Source organism: Mycobacterium persicum (genome assembly GCF_002086915.1).
Lineage (GTDB): Bacteria > Actinomycetota > Actinomycetes > Mycobacteriales > Mycobacteriaceae > Mycobacterium > Mycobacterium persicum.
In genome coordinates this window covers 4,341,365-4,357,659 of sequence record NZ_MWQA01000001.1, presented here as the reverse complement: position 1 = coordinate 4,357,659, position 16,295 = coordinate 4,341,365, and the positions used below count along the sequence as shown (strand labels likewise).

General features: G+C 69.0%; 12 protein-coding genes. 6 read left to right on the top strand and 6 right to left on the bottom strand.

The window, feature by feature from the left end; genetic code table 11:
* The first annotated feature begins 319 nt into the window (after positions 1-319).
* The 3 genes from B4U45_RS19920 to B4U45_RS19910 are packed head-to-tail and all read left to right on the top strand — an operon-like array spanning position 320 to position 8,050.
* Positions 320-2,965: an ATP-binding cassette domain-containing protein gene (locus tag B4U45_RS19920; protein ID WP_075546786.1), complete on the top strand. Its 2,646-nt coding sequence runs from the start codon at positions 320-322 to the stop codon at positions 2,963-2,965.
* A 24-nt stretch (positions 2,966-2,989) separates the two neighbouring features.
* A complete protein-coding gene (locus B4U45_RS19915; RefSeq protein WP_075546785.1) occupies positions 2,990-5,461 on the top strand; it encodes an ATP-binding cassette domain-containing protein in 2,472 nt (823 codons plus the stop codon).
* 54 nt (positions 5,462-5,515) lie between these two features.
* The gene (locus B4U45_RS19910) at positions 5,516-8,050 is read left to right on the top strand and encodes an ATP-binding cassette domain-containing protein (RefSeq protein ID WP_122510408.1); all 2,535 of its coding nucleotides are present in this window, start codon (positions 5,516-5,518) and stop codon (positions 8,048-8,050) included.
* 4 nt (positions 8,051-8,054) lie between these two features.
* Here the strand turns inward: B4U45_RS19910 and B4U45_RS19905 are convergent, their stop codons facing one another.
* The 5 genes from B4U45_RS19905 to B4U45_RS19885 are packed head-to-tail and all read right to left on the bottom strand — an operon-like array spanning position 8,055 to position 12,720.
* The gene (locus tag B4U45_RS19905; RefSeq protein WP_089025080.1) at positions 8,055-8,600 is read right to left on the bottom strand and encodes a pentapeptide repeat-containing protein; all 546 of its coding nucleotides are present in this window, start codon (positions 8,598-8,600) and stop codon (positions 8,055-8,057) included.
* A 5-nt stretch (positions 8,601-8,605) separates the two neighbouring features.
* Positions 8,606-9,199 carry a GTP-binding protein gene (locus tag B4U45_RS19900; protein WP_075546783.1) on the bottom strand — a complete coding sequence of 198 codons (594 nt, stop codon included), beginning with the start codon at positions 9,197-9,199 and terminating at the stop codon, positions 8,606-8,608.
* Positions 9,180-9,563: a DUF742 domain-containing protein gene (locus B4U45_RS19895; protein WP_083154075.1), complete on the bottom strand. Its 384-nt coding sequence runs from the start codon at positions 9,561-9,563 to the stop codon at positions 9,180-9,182. Before B4U45_RS19895 ends, B4U45_RS19900 begins: the two co-directional genes overlap by 20 nt.
* Positions 9,539-9,970 carry a serine protease inhibitor gene (locus B4U45_RS19890; RefSeq protein WP_023371258.1) on the bottom strand — a complete coding sequence of 144 codons (432 nt, stop codon included), beginning with the start codon at positions 9,968-9,970 and terminating at the stop codon, positions 9,539-9,541. The genes B4U45_RS19895 and B4U45_RS19890 overlap by 25 nt, the downstream gene beginning before the upstream one ends.
* Entirely contained in the window at positions 9,967-12,720 is a 2,754-nt protein-coding gene (locus B4U45_RS19885) for an ATP-binding protein (protein WP_116671238.1), read from the bottom strand. The genes B4U45_RS19890 and B4U45_RS19885 overlap by 4 nt, the downstream gene beginning before the upstream one ends.
* Positions 12,721-13,249: 529 nt before the next feature.
* Between B4U45_RS19885 and B4U45_RS19880 the strand changes: the two genes are divergently transcribed.
* Positions 13,250-13,918: a GAF and ANTAR domain-containing protein gene (locus tag B4U45_RS19880; RefSeq protein WP_075546781.1), complete on the top strand. Its 669-nt coding sequence runs from the start codon at positions 13,250-13,252 to the stop codon at positions 13,916-13,918.
* Between the two features lie 34 nt (positions 13,919-13,952).
* Here B4U45_RS19880 and B4U45_RS19875 read toward each other — a convergent pair whose 3' ends face one another.
* Positions 13,953-14,954: a helix-turn-helix transcriptional regulator gene (locus B4U45_RS19875; protein ID WP_240316580.1), complete on the bottom strand. Its 1,002-nt coding sequence runs from the start codon at positions 14,952-14,954 to the stop codon at positions 13,953-13,955.
* A gap of 198 nt (positions 14,955-15,152) precedes the next feature.
* Between B4U45_RS19875 and B4U45_RS19870 the strand changes: the two genes are divergently transcribed.
* Together B4U45_RS19870 and B4U45_RS19865 are read left to right on the top strand one after the other, a co-directional pair.
* Entirely contained in the window at positions 15,153-15,617 is a 465-nt protein-coding gene (locus B4U45_RS19870; RefSeq protein WP_075546780.1) for a tRNA (cytidine(34)-2'-O)-methyltransferase, read from the top strand.
* Between the two features lie 139 nt (positions 15,618-15,756).
* On the top strand, positions 15,757-16,295 hold a 539-nt coding region (locus tag B4U45_RS19865), incomplete at its 3' end, for a PE family protein (protein ID WP_219859487.1).

Sequence of the window (16,295 nt, the reverse complement as noted above, 5' to 3'; positions counted from 1 at the left end):
CATGCCTCTTCAGTCGATACTCTCCGCGTTGAACCAGTAGCAAACGTAGTGGAGCCGGTACGTTGCCTCGTCTTCGGCGAACAGAAGTTCGTGGGCCATGTGATCACCTCCTTCCGCGGGGACGAGCAGTTACCAGCCGCTCTGGTGGTAGGACTTCGCTCGATCTGATCGTTACTTATCATGAGAAATTGTAATGGTAGGCAATAGTAACCTATGGCCGTCGAATGCGCGTCCCTTGTCATGTGCCCGCGCGCAACTCGACGCGCGGCAGTCGCGCCGCCGAGCAGCATTAACCTTCGCCTTAGATACAGTTGGATCGATGCCCCAACCTGCCCCGCCCGCGCTGACTGTTCGCTACGACGGGTCGGTACGTACCTTCGCGCCCGGTCATGACGTGGTTGTCGGCCGCGACTTGCGCGCCGACATGCGTATCACGCATCCGCTGATCTCCCGGGCACATCTGCTGCTGCGGTTTGACCAGGGCCGGTGGCTGGCGATCGACAACAATTCGCTGAATGGGACCTTCTGCAACGGCCGGCGGGTGCCGATGGTCGACATCCACGACGGCCAGAGCGTCAACATCGGAAATCCCGACGGCCCGTTGCTGACCTTCGAGGTCGGCCGGCACCTGGGGATGGTCGGACGGCCGCCGCAAACCGAGTCGATGCGACTGGCCGCCCAGTCGTCGCCGTGGCCGCCGCCCACCCAGGCTGCCGGTCACCCGGGGCCGCCGCCGCCGTCCGGTCGCCAGTCGAATTGGACCGCGCCACCGTCGGCTCGACCGCATCCCGGTCCGCCGCCCCCGTCGAAATCGGGGCAACCGATGTACCCCAGCAGTTCGTCGTCACGGCAATCCGGGTTTGCCCCGGCCCCGCCGCGGCAGCCCTCGAACCAGCCATCGAACCAGCCATCGAACTATGCACCGGCCGCGCCTCACCCGGCGCCACCCACGCAGCTGCAGCCCAGCGCCGCCAAGCCGCCGGACGTGACAAACCTGGCGACCAAGATGATCCATGCGTTGCTACCGCGCACCGGGTCCAACGACATGCCCGCTGGCTCAGTCACCATCGGCCGCGCCACCGACAACGACGTCGTCATCCAGGACGTTCTGGCGTCGCGTCACCACGCATTCCTGACCATGACACCGCTGGGCACCGAAATCCGCGACGCCCACAGCGTCAACGGGACGTTCGTCAACGGGGTCCGGGTCGGGTCCGCGATCTTGAGCGACGGCGACATCGTCACGATCGGCAACGTCGACCTGGTATTCACCGGGGGCACGCTGATTCGCCGCACGGAGGCGGCCACCCGCACCGGCGGCCTGGAAGTGAAGTCAGTGTGCTTCTCCATCGACGGCAAGCAACTGCTCGACCAGATCTCGCTGACCGCGCGGCCCGGCACGCTGACGGCCATCATCGGCGGCTCCGGCGCCGGCAAGACCACACTGTCGCGGCTGATCGCCGGGTATACCAGCCCCAGCTCGGGAACGGTGACCTTCGAGGGCCACAACATCCACACCGAATACGCGTCCATGCGCAGCCGCATCGGGATGGTCCCCCAAGACGACGTCGTGCACCGGCAGCTGACCGTCAACCAGGCCCTCGGTTACGCCGCCGAACTGCGGCTGCCGCCCGACACCAGCAAAGCCGACCGTGACCAAGTGGTCGCCCAGGTCCTCGAGGAACTGGAGCTGACCAAACACGCCGACACGCGGGTGGACAAGCTGTCCGGCGGACAGCGCAAGCGAGCCTCGGTGGCGCTGGAGCTGCTCACCGGGCCGTCGCTGCTGATCCTCGACGAGCCGACGACGGGTCTGGACCCGGCGTTGGACCGGCAGGTGATGATGATGCTGCGGCAACTCGCCGACGCCGGCCGGGTGGTGCTGGTGGTCACCCACTCCGTGTCCTACCTGGACGTTTGCGATCAGCTGCTGTTAGTGGCACCCGGCGGCAAGACCGCGTTCCTGGGCCCGCCCGACCAGATCGGCCACGCCATGGGAACCACCAACTGGGCCGACATTTTCGCCAAAGTCGGCGCCGACCCGGACGAGGCCAACCGCCGTTTCCTGGCGGACAAGCAGGCCCAGCCGGCGTTTCCGTCCCAGGCCAGCCCCGCTGCCGACCTGGGTGAACCGGTGCACACCGACGTGCTTCGCCAGTTCTCCACCGTCGCCCGCCGCCAGGTGCGCTTGGTCGTTTCCGACCGCGGCTACACGGTGTTCCTGGCATTGCTGCCGTTTCTCATCGGGGTGCTGAGCCTGACCGTTCGCGGCAAGACCGGGTTCGGCATGTCGGATCCGTTGGGCAACAATCCCGCCCAGCCCGACCAGATTCTGGTGATGCTCAACGTCGGCGCGGTGTTCATGGGCACCGCGCTGACCATCCGGGATCTCATCGGCGAGCGTCCGATCTTCCGTCGCGAACAGGCCGTCGGCTTGTCGACCGCGGCCTACCTGGCCGCAAAGATCGTGGTGTTCTCCGCGTTCGCGATCTTTCAGGCGGCGATCGCCACCACCATCTGTGTGATCGGCTGGGGTAAGCCGCTTTCCAACGCCGTGTTGCTGGGAGACGTCAGATTCGAGCTGTTCGTCACCGTGGCCGCGACGTGTGTGGCTTCGGCGCTGTTGGGCATGGCATTGTCGGCGCTGGCCCAGTCGCAGGATCAGGTCATGCCGATGCTGGTGTTCTCGATCATGTCTCAGCTGGTGTTCTCCGGGGGCATGATCTGGGTGACCGACCGGATCCTGCTCGACCAGCTGTCCTGGGCCACTCCCGCCCGCTGGGGCTACGCGGCGTCGGCCTCGACGATCGACACCCACCGGCTGGTGCCCGGCCCGACCGATCCGAAAGACCAGCACTGGGACCACAAGGCGAGCGCGTGGCTGTTCGACATGGCCATGCTCGGGGTGGTGTCGATCGCCTATACCACCATCGTGTGGTGGAGGATTCGGCTCCGACGACGCTGACGCGGGCACAACTAGGGTGAAGCGATGACCCGAGCTCACCGGCCGGTGCTGACAGTCCGGTCGGACCGGTCGCAGCGCAGCTTCGCACCGGGCGCTGACGCGATCGTGGGCAGTGACCTGCGTGCCGACCTGCGCGTGGCGCACCCGCTGGTCGCCGGGACGCACGTGGTGGTGCGCTTCGAGCAGGGCAACTGGATCGCCATCGACAATTCGCGGACCGGGATGTACGTCGACGGCCGCCGGGTGCCGCTGGTGGACATCCGGGACGGTCTGGTGGTCAACCTCGGCCGGCCCGACGGGCCACGCATCAGCTTCGAGGTCGGACATCACCGGGGCATCATCGGCCTGCTACCGCCGACCGGCTCGCCGCCGCCGGGGGGCGGACCCGTCGGCACCGACCAGCAGCAGCAGCAGCGCCGGCCACCCGCGCAGCCGCCCGGCCCCGCGCCGCCGACACCTGGCCCACCCGGCTACCCCGGGGCACAGCGCACCACCGTCATACCGGTTTCCCCGCCTCCCCCACGAGTGGGACGCGACACCACGACGCGCAACGTCTTGGGCGCCGACTCGCACCTTGCGCCGCCTCGCGGGGGCATCGCCTGGATCGGCCGGGCGCTCGACAACGACATCGTCGTCGCCGACGTACTGGCATCCCGCCACCACGCATTCTTGACCCCCACGCCGGTGGGCACCGAGATCAACGACGCGCACAGCATCAACGGGACGTTCGTCAACGGGATCCGGGTCGGCTCGGCGATCCTTCGCGAGGGCGACGTGGTCACCATCGGCAACGTCGACCTGGCGTTCACCGGGGACGCCCTGGTCCGTCGCGCCGAAGCCGCGGCCCCCACCGGCGGCCTGGAGGTCAACGCGGTCAGCTACCGCGTCGACGGCACCGCGCTGCTCGACAACGTGTCGCTGACCGCGCGGCCCGGCACGCTGACCGCCGTCATCGGCGGCTCCGGCGCCGGCAAGACCACGCTGTCGCGGCTGATCGCCGGCTACCTGCGCCCCAGCTCGGGAACGGTGACCTTCGAGGGCCACAACATCCACACCGAATACGCGTCGTTGCGCAGCCGGATCGGGATGGTCCCCCAAGACGACGTCGTGCACCGGCAACTGACCATCAACCAGGCCCTCGGCTATGCCGCCGAGCTGCGGCTGCCGCCCGACACCAGCACGCAGGATCGCGCGCACGCGGTCGCCGGCGTGCTCGAGGAGCTGCGGCTCACCGAGCACGCCGACACCCGCGTCGACAAGCTGTCCGGCGGCCAGCGCAAACGGGCCTCGGTGGCCCTGGAACTGCTCACCGGCCCGTCGCTGCTGATTCTCGACGAGCCCACGTCGGGCCTGGACCCGGCGCTGGACCTGCAGGTCATGACGATGCTGCGGCAACTCGCCGACGCCGGCCGGGTGGTGTTGGTGGTCACCCACTCGCTGACCTACCTCGACGTCTGTGATCAGGTGCTGCTGATGGCGCCCGGGGGCAAGACCGCGTTCCTGGGGCCGCCCGACCAGATCGGGCAGGCGATGGGCACCACCAACTGGGCCCAGATTTTCGCGAAGGTCGGCGCCGATCCCGAAGAGGCGAACCGCCGCTTTCTGGCCCGCAACCAGCCCCGCGCACCGGCACAGACCGAGACACCCACGGACCTGGGCGCACCGGCGCACACCAGCGTGCGCCGCCAGTTCTCCACAATCGCGCGCCGACAGGTCCGGCTGGTGGTCGCCGACCGGGCCTACTTCACCTTCCTGGCGGCCTTGCCGTTTGTTCTGGGTGCGCTGTCGCTGACGGTTCCGGGTGACACCGGGTTCGGCATGGCCCAGCCGACCAGCCAGACGCCCGACGAGGCCGCACAGATTCTGACGCTGCTGTCCATCGCCGCCGTCTTCATGGGTACCGCGCTGACCATCCGCGATCTCATCGGCGAGCGCGCCATCTTCCGTCGCGAGCAGGCCGTGGGGTTGTCGACAAGGGCCTACCTGGGCGCCAAGATGACCGTGTTCTGCATGTTCGCCATCACTCAAGCGGCGATCACGACGGGGGTCGTGCTGCTGGGCAAGGGGGTACCGACGCAGCGGGCGGTGCTGCTCGGCAACGCCAGCTTCGAGCTGTTCACCACGGTTGCCGCCACCTGTGTGGCCTCGGCGATTCTTGGCTTGCTGCTGTCGTCGGTCGCCCGGTCCAGTGAGCAGATCATGCCGTTGCTGGTGGTGTCGCTGATGCTGCAGCTGGTGCTCGCCGGTGGCCTGGTCCCGGTGACCGACCGGATCTTCCTGGACCAGTTGTCGTGGGCGGTGCCCGCGCGGTGGGGTTACGCCGCATCGGCGGCAACGGTCAACCTGCGCGAGCTGGTGCCCGGCTCCTACAGTCCCGAGGACAGCCATTGGACGCACTCGCGCCCGGCGTGGCTGTTCGACATGGCGATGCTCGCCACGCTGTCGGCGGCCTATGCCTGCCTGGTGTGGTGGCGCATCCGCCTCAGACGCCACTGACCGGGCGGGCCCGCCAGGTTTCGGAAGCATCGCCACTGGCTACAGCTATTTTCGATGAACACGGTGGCGCCGCCCGTGCTGACAGTGTCGGGGCTCGGGCCGCAACGTACTTTCGCCGCAGGTCACGACATCATCGTCGGCAGCGACCTGCGTGCCGACATGCGCGTCACCCACCCTTCGGTCTCCCGGGCCCACCTGCTGCTGCGCTTCGAGCATGGCAGGTGGATGGCGATCGACAACGGATCGCACGAGGGCACCTTCGTCGACAATCGGCGGGTACACGCCGTCGAGATTCGGCCCGGCCAGAAGATCAACATCGGCAGCCCCGACGGACCATGCCTGACCTTCGAGGTCGGACGGCACGGGGCGCTCGGACGGCCGCCGCGAACGACGCCGATGCCGGCCGCGCAGCGCCGCCCGCATCCGGCCGCGCGACCGGTTCCGCCGCCGCCGGGCCCGACACCGTCGATGGAGCCCGCCCACCCCGCACCGCCGACCCGGCTCGGCAGGGTCCATCCCGGACTCCACCTGCCACCCACCCAGATGGGGCCGTACCTGGCGCCGGACCCGGCTCCGCCGCGCCCGCCGAGCCACCCGTCCGCTCCCCCGCGCGACCCGTCGAACCTGGCGACGAAGGTGATCCGGTCCCTGTGGCCCGAGTCCGGCCGAAACCGCCGGCTGGCGGGTGCGGTGACCATCGGCCGAGCGCAGGACAACGACATCGTCGTCTCCGACGTCTTGGCGTCGCGACGGCACGCCTTCCTGGTCCAGACGGCCCTCGGCACTGAAATCCGCGACGCCCGCAGCGTCAACGGAACCTACGTCAACGGGGTGCGGATCGGGTCGGCGGTGCTCAGCGAAGGTGACGTGGTCACCATCGGCAATGTCGACTTGGTGTTTTCCGCGGGCACGCTGACCCGCCAGGCCGATGCCGGGATGCCGGCCGGCGGCCTGGAGGTCAACCGGGTGCAGTTCGAGATCGACGGCAAGCAGCTGCTCGACAACATCTCGCTGACCGCCCGCCCGGGCAGCCTGACCGCCATCATCGGCGGCTCGGGAGCGGGCAAGACCACGCTGGCCCGGCTCATCGCCGGCTACACCCGCCCCAGCGCCGGCTCGATCACCTTCGAGGGACACGACATCCACGCCGAATACCCGACCCTGCGCAGCAGGATCGGGATGGTTCCGCAAGACGACGTGGTGCACCGGCAGCTGACGGTGAACCAGGCGCTGGGGTATGCCGCCGAACTGCGCCTGCCACCGGACACCAGCAACGCCGACCGGGCCAAGGTCGTCGCTCAGGTGCTCGAGGAGCTGGAGCTGACCGAGCACGGCGATACCCGGGTGGACAAGTTGTCCGGAGGGCAACGAAAACGCGCGTCGGTGGCGCTGGAGCTGCTCACCGGTCCGTCGCTGCTGATTCTCGACGAGCCGACCACCGGCCTGGACCCGGCGCTGGATTCCCAGGTGATGATGATGCTGCGCAAGCTCGCCGATGGCGGCCGGACGGTGGTGGTGGTCACTCACTCGGTGTCCTACCTCGACCTGTGTGACCAGTTGCTGTTGCTGGCGCCCGGCGGCAAGACCGCCTACTTCGGACCGCCCGACCAGGTGGGCTCGGTGATGGGCACCAGCAACTGGGCCCACATCTTCATCAAGGTGGGCGCCGATCCCGACGAGGCGAAGCGCCGGTTTCTGGCGCAGCGCGGGTCGGAGCCGAAGTTCTCGGCCCGGGCCGAGCCGCGGGACCTGGGCGAGCCGGTGCACGTCGACGTGTGGCGCCAGTTCTCGACGGTCGCGCGCCGGCAGGTCCGGCTGGTGGTCTCCGATCGGTGGTACACGGTGTTTCTGGCCGCGCTGCCGTTCATGCTGGGACTGCTCACCTTGACCGTCCCGGGCCATAGCGGCTTCGGCGTGGCCGACCCGAACGGCAAGACACCCGCCGAGCCGGCGCAGATACTGGTCCTGCTGTGCGTCGGGGCCGTGTTCATGGGCACCGCACTGACGATCCGCGACTTGGTGGGCGAGCGGCCCATCTTCCACCGCGAGCAAGCCTTCGGCTTGTCCACACAGGCATACCTGCTGGCCAAGGTCGCGGTGTTCGCGATGTTCGCGACCGCCCAGGCGGCGATCGTGACCAGCATCGCGGTGATCGGCAAGGGCGCACCGACCCGGGGAGCCGTGCTGTTGGGCAATCCGACGCTCGAGCTGTTCGTCGCCGTCGCCGCCACCTGCTTCGCCTCGGCGATCGTCGGCATGGGCATGTCCGCGCTGGCCCGCTCCAGCGACCAGATCCTGCCGCTGCTGGTGGTGGCGATCATGGCGCAGCTGGTGTTCTCCAGCGGCATCATTCCGGTCACCAACCGCGCGGTGCTCGATCAGCTGTCCTGGCTGACCCCGGCGCGTTGGGGCTTCGCCGCCTCAGCCTCGACGATCGACCTCAACACCGTGCAACCGAGCCCGTTCAGCCCGAAGGACAGCCACTGGCATCACACCAGCGGAGCCTGGCTGCTCGACATGGCGATGCTGGGCCTGTTGTCGACGGTCTACGCCGGCTTCGTGCTGTGGCGGATCCGGCTCAAACGCTGAGACCTCAAGCGTCCAGCCGCAACCCGTGGGCCAGCGCAAACGCCAGAGCTTGCGGAACGTCGATGCGCGCTCCGGTCAGCGACGCCGTGGTCCACAGCGACGGGTCCAGGGTGGCCCCGCGCAGATCGGCGCCGTCCAACCGGGCGCCGGTGGTGCGGGCGCCGCGCAGGTCGGCCCCGCGCAGCACGGCCTTGCGCAGGTCGGCCTCCACCAGGCTGCTCTCGCGCAGCCGGCAACCGCTCAGGTCGGCGCCGCGCAGGTCGTTACCCGCGAGCACCGCGAGGGTGAAGTCGACCTCGTCGAACGTCAGCGGCCGCAGCCGGCAACCCACGAATACCGAGCCGAGCAGGCTGCATTGCTGAAAAGTGCTATGCCACAGCGCTGTTCGCTCAAAAGTGCAGTTGCGAAACGCCGATCCGCGGTGCTGCGACTCGGCCAGGTTGACGCCGCTGAAGTCGCATCCGCTGAACACCACGCGTTCGGTGCACAACCGGCTGAGGTCTTCGTCCCGGAAATCCCGGTCGTCGAATTCGCAGTCCACCCACTGCAACGCGGTCAGCTGCCCGTCAGGCTGGCCAGGGCGTATTCGCTGACCGCGATCAGCGCGTCGGTGGCAGATCTGCGGCTGCGGGCGTCGATGCTGATCACTGGGATGTGCGCGGGCAGCGTCAGCGCCTGGCGCACCTCGGTGGCCGGATACCGTGGCGCGCCGTCGAATTCGTTGACCGCGACCAGGAACGGCAGGTTGCGGTGCTCGAAGAAGTCGACGGCGGCGAAGCTGTCCTCCAGGCGGCGGCAGTCGACCAGGACGATCGCGCCGATGGCGCCGCGCACCAGGTCGTCCCACATGAACCAGAACCGGCGCTGGCCCGGGGTGCCGAACAGGTAGAGCACCAGATCCTCGGCCAGGGTGATGCGACCGAAGTCCATCGCCACCGTCGTGGTCTGCTTCTCCGGGGTGGCTTCGAGCATGTCGACTCCCACCGAGGCATCGGTGACCATGGCTTCGGTGCGCAACGGCATGATCTCCGACACCGCGCCGACGAACGTGGTCTTGCCGGCGCCGAATCCGCCCGCGATCACGATCTTCGTGGAGGCATGGGCCGCGGTACCCCGCCCCGGGTGCACCTCAGAGTGCTTGGAGGCCACGCAGCGTCCTTCCTATGAGTTCGCGGCGCTCATCGCTGGTCGAGCGGTCGGTCATCGTCCGATGCACCCGAAGGTAGTCGGAGCTGACCAGATCACCCACCAGGACGCGCGCGACGCCGACCGGCAAATCCAGCCGGGCAGCGATTTCGGCCACCGACGGGCTCGACGGGCTGTCGGCGCATAACCGGATGATCTTGCCTCGCATGTCGTGCGGCGGCCACCGGTGAGCCGAGCCCGCCGGCAGCGCCTGCACCGGCGCTTCCAGTGGCAGGTCGATGTCGGTGCCGGTGCGTCCGGCCGTCAGGGTGTACGGGCGGACCAGGTTCGCCCCCGGCCGGGCTAGCGGCGGCTCGCGTCTGTCCATTGCGGCTCAGGTTGGGCGCGGCGGGAGGACTGCACGACGCTGCCGACCCGTTCGACCAGGATGGCCATCTCGTAGCCGATCTGCCCGATGTCGCATCCGGTGACCGCCAGCGTCGCCAGGTGCGAGCCGTCGCCGACCCGCATCAGCAGCAGAAAGCCGTTCTGCATCTCGACCACCGACTGCAATACCTGACCGCCCTCGAACAGCTGGGCGGCCCCGGTGGCCAGGCTGGCCAGGCCGGAAGCGACGGCCGCCAGCTGGTCGGCGCGTTCCCGGGGCAGATACTCGCTCGCGGCCAGCGGCAGACCGTCGACGGACACCAGCAGGGCATGCGCGACACCGGGCACCTCGCGGGCGAACTTCGACACCAGCCAGTCCAGCGGGCTGTCCAACGAACGGGTGTTCATTGCTGATCGGCTTCCTGACTGGTCGTGCGGGCATGCGCCCGGCCGGTGTGCACACCACCGAAGTGGCTGCCGATGGAGGCTCGAACCGCGTCGGGGTCCCGCACCGCGGCCGCAGCCGGCGGTTGCCGGCCGGGCTGCGGTCCGCCGCCGGGCTCGGGTTCGGCGGCGCCGGGGACCAGCCGGGCGCCGGGGGTGCGCACCGGCAGGCCGTGGTCGGTGCGCGACTCCACCGGCTGGTCCTGGGCCTGGGCGGCGGCTGACCAGCCGCGGTCCCACACCGACCGCCAGTCCAGATCGGGGCTTGCGGCCAGCTCGCGTGGGTCACCCAGCATTTCCGACAGCATCCGCTGGTAGATCACGTCGTCATCAACGGGACCGGCTGGTACCGACGGCGTGGGCGGCGAATCGGCGGGCCGGGCACCGGCGGCGGTCGAGCGCTGTGCGAAAAACGCGGAGGTATCCGACGCGGTGGCCTGCTTGGTGGGCGGTAGCTGAGCCGGGGCCTGCCGGGCGTCGCGCTGGGTCTCGTGCCGGGCGTCGTGCCGGGCGTCGCGCTGGGCCTCGTGTTGGGCCTCGTGTTGGGTCTCGTGTTGGGTCTCCCACCAGGGCGTTTTCAGTTCGCGCCGGGCCCGTGGCTGCTGCCCGGCGGGCTGGGCGGGAATGTCGGTGATGCCGCTGGAGCCCGGCTTGCGGCGCGGCAGCAAGGTCACCGCCGGCACCGGCTTGTCGGCACCGTTTTGGTGCGACGCCGTCGCGGCCGGGTCCGGCGCCGGTTCGCGGGTGGGCGGGTTGATGATGAAGGGCCGCGGCGTGGGCGCGGGCGCACCGGCCTGGCTCGCCGCCGCCTCGCCGGCCAGCACGGCAACGGGCAGGTAGACCTCGGCGGTGGTGCCATTACCGGCTTCACCGGTCGACGGGCCGCGCAACCCCACCCGGATGCCATGGCGCGCCGCCAGCCGGCCGACCACGAAAAGACCCATGTGGCGCGCATTGTCGGGGGTTACCTCGCCGCCGGACTGCAGCCGCATGTTGGCGATGCGCCGATCGGAGTCGGTCATGCCCAAGCCGCAGTCGGCGATGCGCAGCAGCACCCCGCCCGCGCTGCCGCGAACCGCCGACACCCGAACCGTCGTGGTGGGCGGCGAATAGCTCAGCGCATTGTCGATCAGCTCGGCAAGTAAGTGGATGACACTGCCGGCGGCCGCGCCGATCACCTTGCAGTCGGCCACGCCGCCGACGGCGACACGGCGATAATCCTCGACTTCCGAGACGGCGGCGCTGACCACCGTCGGCAACGCAACCGGTTCGCGCCGCTCCCGGGAAATCTCCGCGCCCGCCAGAACCAGCAGGTTGGCGCTGTTGCGGCGGAGTCGCGCGGCGAGGTGATCCAGCCGGAACAGGCTGTCGAGCCGGTCGGGGTCCTGTTCGTTGCGCTCGAGCCGGTCGATCAGCGACAGCTGCTGGTCGACCAGGGACCGGCTGCGCCGCGACATGGTTTCGAACATGTCGTTGACCAGCAGCCGCAGCCGCGCCTCATCGCCGGCCAGCAGCAGCGCCTGGGTGTGCAGCTCGTCGACCGCATGGGCGACCTGGCCGATTTCCTCGGTGGTGTACACGGCCAGCGGCTGCGGCTGTGGTTCGGCGCCGGCTCGCACCCGGGCGATTTCGCCCTCGAGGTCGGTGTGGGCGACCTTCAGCGCGCCGTCGCGCAGTACGCGTAGCGGCCGGACCAGCGCCCGCGCCACGAGCAACACGACGACCAGTGCGATCGTGATGGCGGCCAGCACCAGCACGGCGTCGCGGATGGCGGCGTCGCGCCGCGCGGTGGCCTGCGTCTGGACCGAATTCGTCACCGACGCGGTGGCGTCTTTGATGACCTGTTCGGCGATTCCGTCGGTGACCTTGATCGAACGCAGTAGTTCGGGGTTGTCGACGAGCTCGCTGGCCGGATCGGACATGATCGCCATCCGGGTGAGCAGCTGTTGCTGCAGATTCTTGGCGTCCGGCGAGCCCACGCCGAGCACTTCGCTCATCCCGAACAGCGTCGACGGTTCGGTGCCGGCCAGGGTGATCATCGAGGTGCGCAGCTGGGGCTCGGGAAGATCGGCGCCGCGGGTCACCAGGATCTCCTGCATCGTCATCTGCCCGCGAGCTCCGACGGCGCGGCTCAGGCCCTGAACCTGGGCCCGGATCTGCTCGCTGTCGACCCGCACGGACGTGTTGATCGCGTTCTCGGCCGTCAACAGCAGCGGCGCATAGGTGGTGATCCGGTCCCGCAGGCCGATGCTGTTCTCCAGCACCTTGTCCAGCAACGCCTGGCCGCCGTTCAGCAGGGTGTTCACCCCGGACCGGACGTCGGGGATCACGTCGGTGTCGGCCAGCCGGCTCTGCAGCTCGTATTTGCGGGCCGTGAAGTTCTTCTTGGCTCCCTCGACGTCGCGTCCGGTGGAACTCGCCAGCAATGCCACGTCCAGGGCCGACATGTACTTGGTGATCGCCGGTATCACGTTGGCGCGGGCGGCGGCCAGCCGCAGGTTGCCGGAATTGGCCATGGCGGCGTCGATCCGCAACACCCCGAACACCGTCGCCAGCAGCAGCGGTACCACGGCGATCGCGACGACCTTCCATCCAACCGGCCAGTTGCTCAGCGACCAAGCCGCGGGGCGGCGCCTCGCGGGTCGCGGTCGGGCGCCGCGCACCTCGGGCGGAACCGCCGCGACCGGGGTGGTCGGGCGGGCGAACATGGTCACGTTATTGCGGCCGGGCAACCGGCCGCACCCCTGATTCGTCGCGTTCGCAGAGACCAGAGACTCATCAAACTTCCTGCCTTGTTCCGCCCGCCCCGGCAGCTGAGAGCCAACGCAAACGCCTGGCAATCCGACGAGTATGACAGGCTCCGCTGTGAACAAAGCCGAGGCCTCCCCAATTGTTACTGAGCAGATAACGTCCGCCGCAACACACCGGGCGCCGGCAGTGGTCCGAAATGCGAAGACCGCGTGTTCCGCCGCTGTCCGGCATACGAAGCGGGGTTCCGCCTTGCTCCCGAATTATGTTGTGTTGCAACGGATTAGTGCGCATCCGGGACGTCGTGCGTAGCGTTGAGCATGTCGGCGGCGGCGTTTGTCGGCCTGGTCGGGCGATGGGATAGTCCTGCATGGGGGGCCACACGGCGCCGGTGGGGAGGTGTGAGGATTCATGAGCTGCGGCGACGGTGCCTTCCCGCGCCCCGGCGACGCCGCGAGACGGCCCGAAACGGTGTTGTCGCCTGAGCGACAACACATGTACACGGTGCTCAGCGAGGTCGACGAGCTGCAACGCCGGGGTGAAACGGATTTCGAATCGGCGCTGCGCGACATCAACGCGATCACGGTGGCGTCGGTCCCCGGCGCTCAGTACCTCGGCGTGACCGTCGTCGACACCGCCGGGACCATCAAGACGTTGGCCGCCACGCACCGCTACCCGGCCTTGCTCGACGACGTCCAGCGCGATGTCCGCGAGGGCCCGTGTCTGTCGGCGGCATGGGAGCAACACACCATCCGCATCGACGACCTGACGGTCGATGGGCGCTGGCCCCGCTATCGCACCGCCGCGCTGGACCGCACCCCGGTGCGCTCGATCATGTCGTTCCGGCTCTTCGGCGCCGACAAGGCGCTGGCCGCCCTGAACTTCTACGCGGAGTCCGCCCGGGCCTTCGACGACGAGTCCGTCGAGCTGGGCCTGGTCTTTGCCGCACACACCACCGTGGTCTGGAACCTGATCCGCCGTCAACAGCAATTCCGCAGTGCGTTGGCCAGCCGCGACCTGATCGGCCAGGCCAAGGGCATTCTCATGGAACGGTTCGACATCAACGGAGTCGCCGCCTTCGAATTGTTGCGCCGGCTGTCGCAGGAATCCAACACCAAGATCGTCGAGATCGCCGAGAAGCTGATCGAGCTCAAGCACCGCTAGCCGGTAGCGCGCCAGAGCGTCCTACCGCCCCGCGTCAACCCCGCAACGTTGCGTGGGGCGAGCGGCCGTAGGTCTCTCGGTAGTAAATGGCGAACCTGCCGATGTGGGTAAAGCCCCATCGATTGGCGATCTGCTTGACCGTGGCGTGGGCCCGAGAGGAATTCAGCAGCTCGCGGTGCGCCCGGTCCAGCCGGACTCGGCGAAGATACTGCATCGGCGTGCAGTCCAGGCGCTGGCGGAACATGTACTGCAGGGCGCGCGGGGTCACGTAGACGTGGGCGGCGATGTCCGCCAACGCGATGTCTCGGTGAGCGTTTTCCTCGATGAAGGCCATGGCCCGGCGCAGCAGCACCGGCCGGGCCGAATCACGCCGGTCGGTCGGGGTGGGATCGAGCAACGCACTGTGCGGGAAGGCGTTGAGGGTGGCGACGGCCAGGTGCGCCGCCGCGGTGTCGATCACCAGCGGCGCCGACGCGGCGCTCGGATCAGCCAGAATGTGGTCCCGCAAATAGTCGATCAAGGCGCTGAGCCTGTTGCCGGCCGCAACCGACACCGGTCGATGGCCGGTCAAGCGAACCGGCTCGTGGGCCCGGTCCGGGGCGTTGGCTGCCACGCGATCCAGCAACGTGGGGTCAAACCCGGTCAGCTGGTAGCCGGCATGGCGGACCCGCCCGGAATGAGGCAGCTCCGGCGGGCCGATCACGGCGAGCTCACCGGGGGCGCACACGTGCTGCGGTTCGCCGATGAAGTTCTCCTCGATCCGGCCACTACGGACCCGGCAGAGCAGGATCGTCCCCAGCGGGTTTGCGTCGTAGCTCATGTCGTAACTGAACGAGAGTTCGTCGACGCTGAGCGAGCCCAGGCAACGACGCCGGATACGGGCGCGGCACGTGCGGCCCTCGGCGCTGATCCGCATCTTGGTGTAGGTCCGGACGAGGAAATCTTCGGTCTCAGCGAGATCGCTGCTGTCGAAATCGACATCGCGTGGCTTGGACCGGGCGGCCGGCGCCGTCGAAATCGAGATCTCGCACCGCACTTCTCGCCCTTTCGCCGCAACGTCCGGTCGCCGTTACGGCGGCAACGCCGCCCGCGCGGTCCGGGGCCCCCGAATTCCCGATGTGGCGCGGGCCGCTGATCCGGTCCACGCAGCGCCTTACTCAACCGTACCGGCGTTGGTCACCTGGGTGCGCTTCGTCGCGATGTGGCGCGACGCCTGCGCTGAGAGGATGGCGAGGTGTTCAAGCTGATGTTTGTTTCCCCACGTATTGCGCCCAATACCGGAAACGCCATCCGCACCGCCGCCGCCACCGGTTGCGAACTGCATCTGGTGGAACCGCTGGGTTTCGACCTGTCCGAGCCCAAGCTGCGGCGGGCCGGTCTGGACTACCACGACTTGGCGTCGGTCACCGTCCATGCGTCGCTGACGGCGGCGTGGGACGCGCTGTTGCCGGCGCGGGTGTTCGCGTTCACCGCCCAGGCCGCCGTGCCGTTTTCCGACGTCCGCTACGTCCGCGGCGATGTGCTGATGTTCGGGCCGGAACCCACCGGGCTGGACGCGGTGACTCTGGCCGATGAGCACATCACCGAACAGGTGCGCATTCCCATGCTGGCGGGCCGGCGTTCGCTGAACCTGTCCAACGCCGCGGCGGTGGCCGTGTATGAGGCCTGGCGGCAGCACGGCTATTCCGGGGCCCTCTAGGGCCCCGGTTTCCTGGGAGCTAGATGCCCGTCGGCTGTGAATCAGCTGGGGTTACCGGGCAAACGCCGGATCGGGCCCGCCGGGCCGCCATACGTTACGGGAATCGCGGTTTTCGCGGTGATAGCCCGAAAGGACAGCGATGTCTTACCTGGTGGCGGTCCCCGAAGCGGTCAGCGCGGCAGCGACGCAAGTGGCCGGCTTCGGCGCGGCCCTCAGCGACGCCAATTCGTCGGCGGCACTCGCCACCACCGGGTTGCTGGCCGCCGGCAGCGACGAGGTCTCGGCGGCCATCGCGTCGCTGTTTTCCGCCCACGGGCAGGCCTACCAACAGGTGGCCGCGCAGATGACGGCCTTTCACGACCGCTTCGTGCAGGCACTGACCGCCGGTGCCGGCGCCTATGCCCACGCCGAGGCGGCCAACGCCTCCCCGCTGCAGACCCTCGAGCAAGACCTGCTCGGCGCCATCAACGCCCCCACCCAGACCTTGTTGGGGCGCCCGCTGATCGGCGACGGCGCGGCCGGCACCGCGACCAACCCCAACGGAGCAGACGGCGGACTGCTGTTCGGCAACGGCGGCGCCGGCTACTCCCAACCGGCCGGCTCCGGAATGGCCGGCGGCAACGGCGGCAGCGCCGGACTGATCGGCAACGGCGGGGCCGGCGGGGCCGGCGGCGCCGG

What these genes read in the sequence shown, in the direction of transcription:
- B4U45_RS19890 (WP_023371258.1), bottom strand. Translation starts at nt 9,970, where the DNA reads ATGAACACCCGTTCGTTGGACAGCCCGCTGGACTGGCTGGTGTCGAAG.
- B4U45_RS19895 (WP_083154075.1), bottom strand. Translation starts at nt 9,563, where the DNA reads ATGGACAGACGCGAGCCGCCGCTAGCCCGGCCGGGGGCGAACCTGGTC.
- B4U45_RS19910 (WP_122510408.1), top strand. Translation starts at nt 5,516, where the DNA reads ATGAACACGGTGGCGCCGCCCGTGCTGACAGTGTCGGGGCTCGGGCCG.
- B4U45_RS19880 (WP_075546781.1), top strand. Translation starts at nt 13,250, where the DNA reads ATGTACACGGTGCTCAGCGAGGTCGACGAGCTGCAACGCCGGGGTGAA.
- B4U45_RS19915 (WP_075546785.1), top strand. Translation starts at nt 2,990, where the DNA reads ATGACCCGAGCTCACCGGCCGGTGCTGACAGTCCGGTCGGACCGGTCG.
- B4U45_RS19920 (WP_075546786.1), top strand. Translation starts at nt 320, where the DNA reads ATGCCCCAACCTGCCCCGCCCGCGCTGACTGTTCGCTACGACGGGTCG.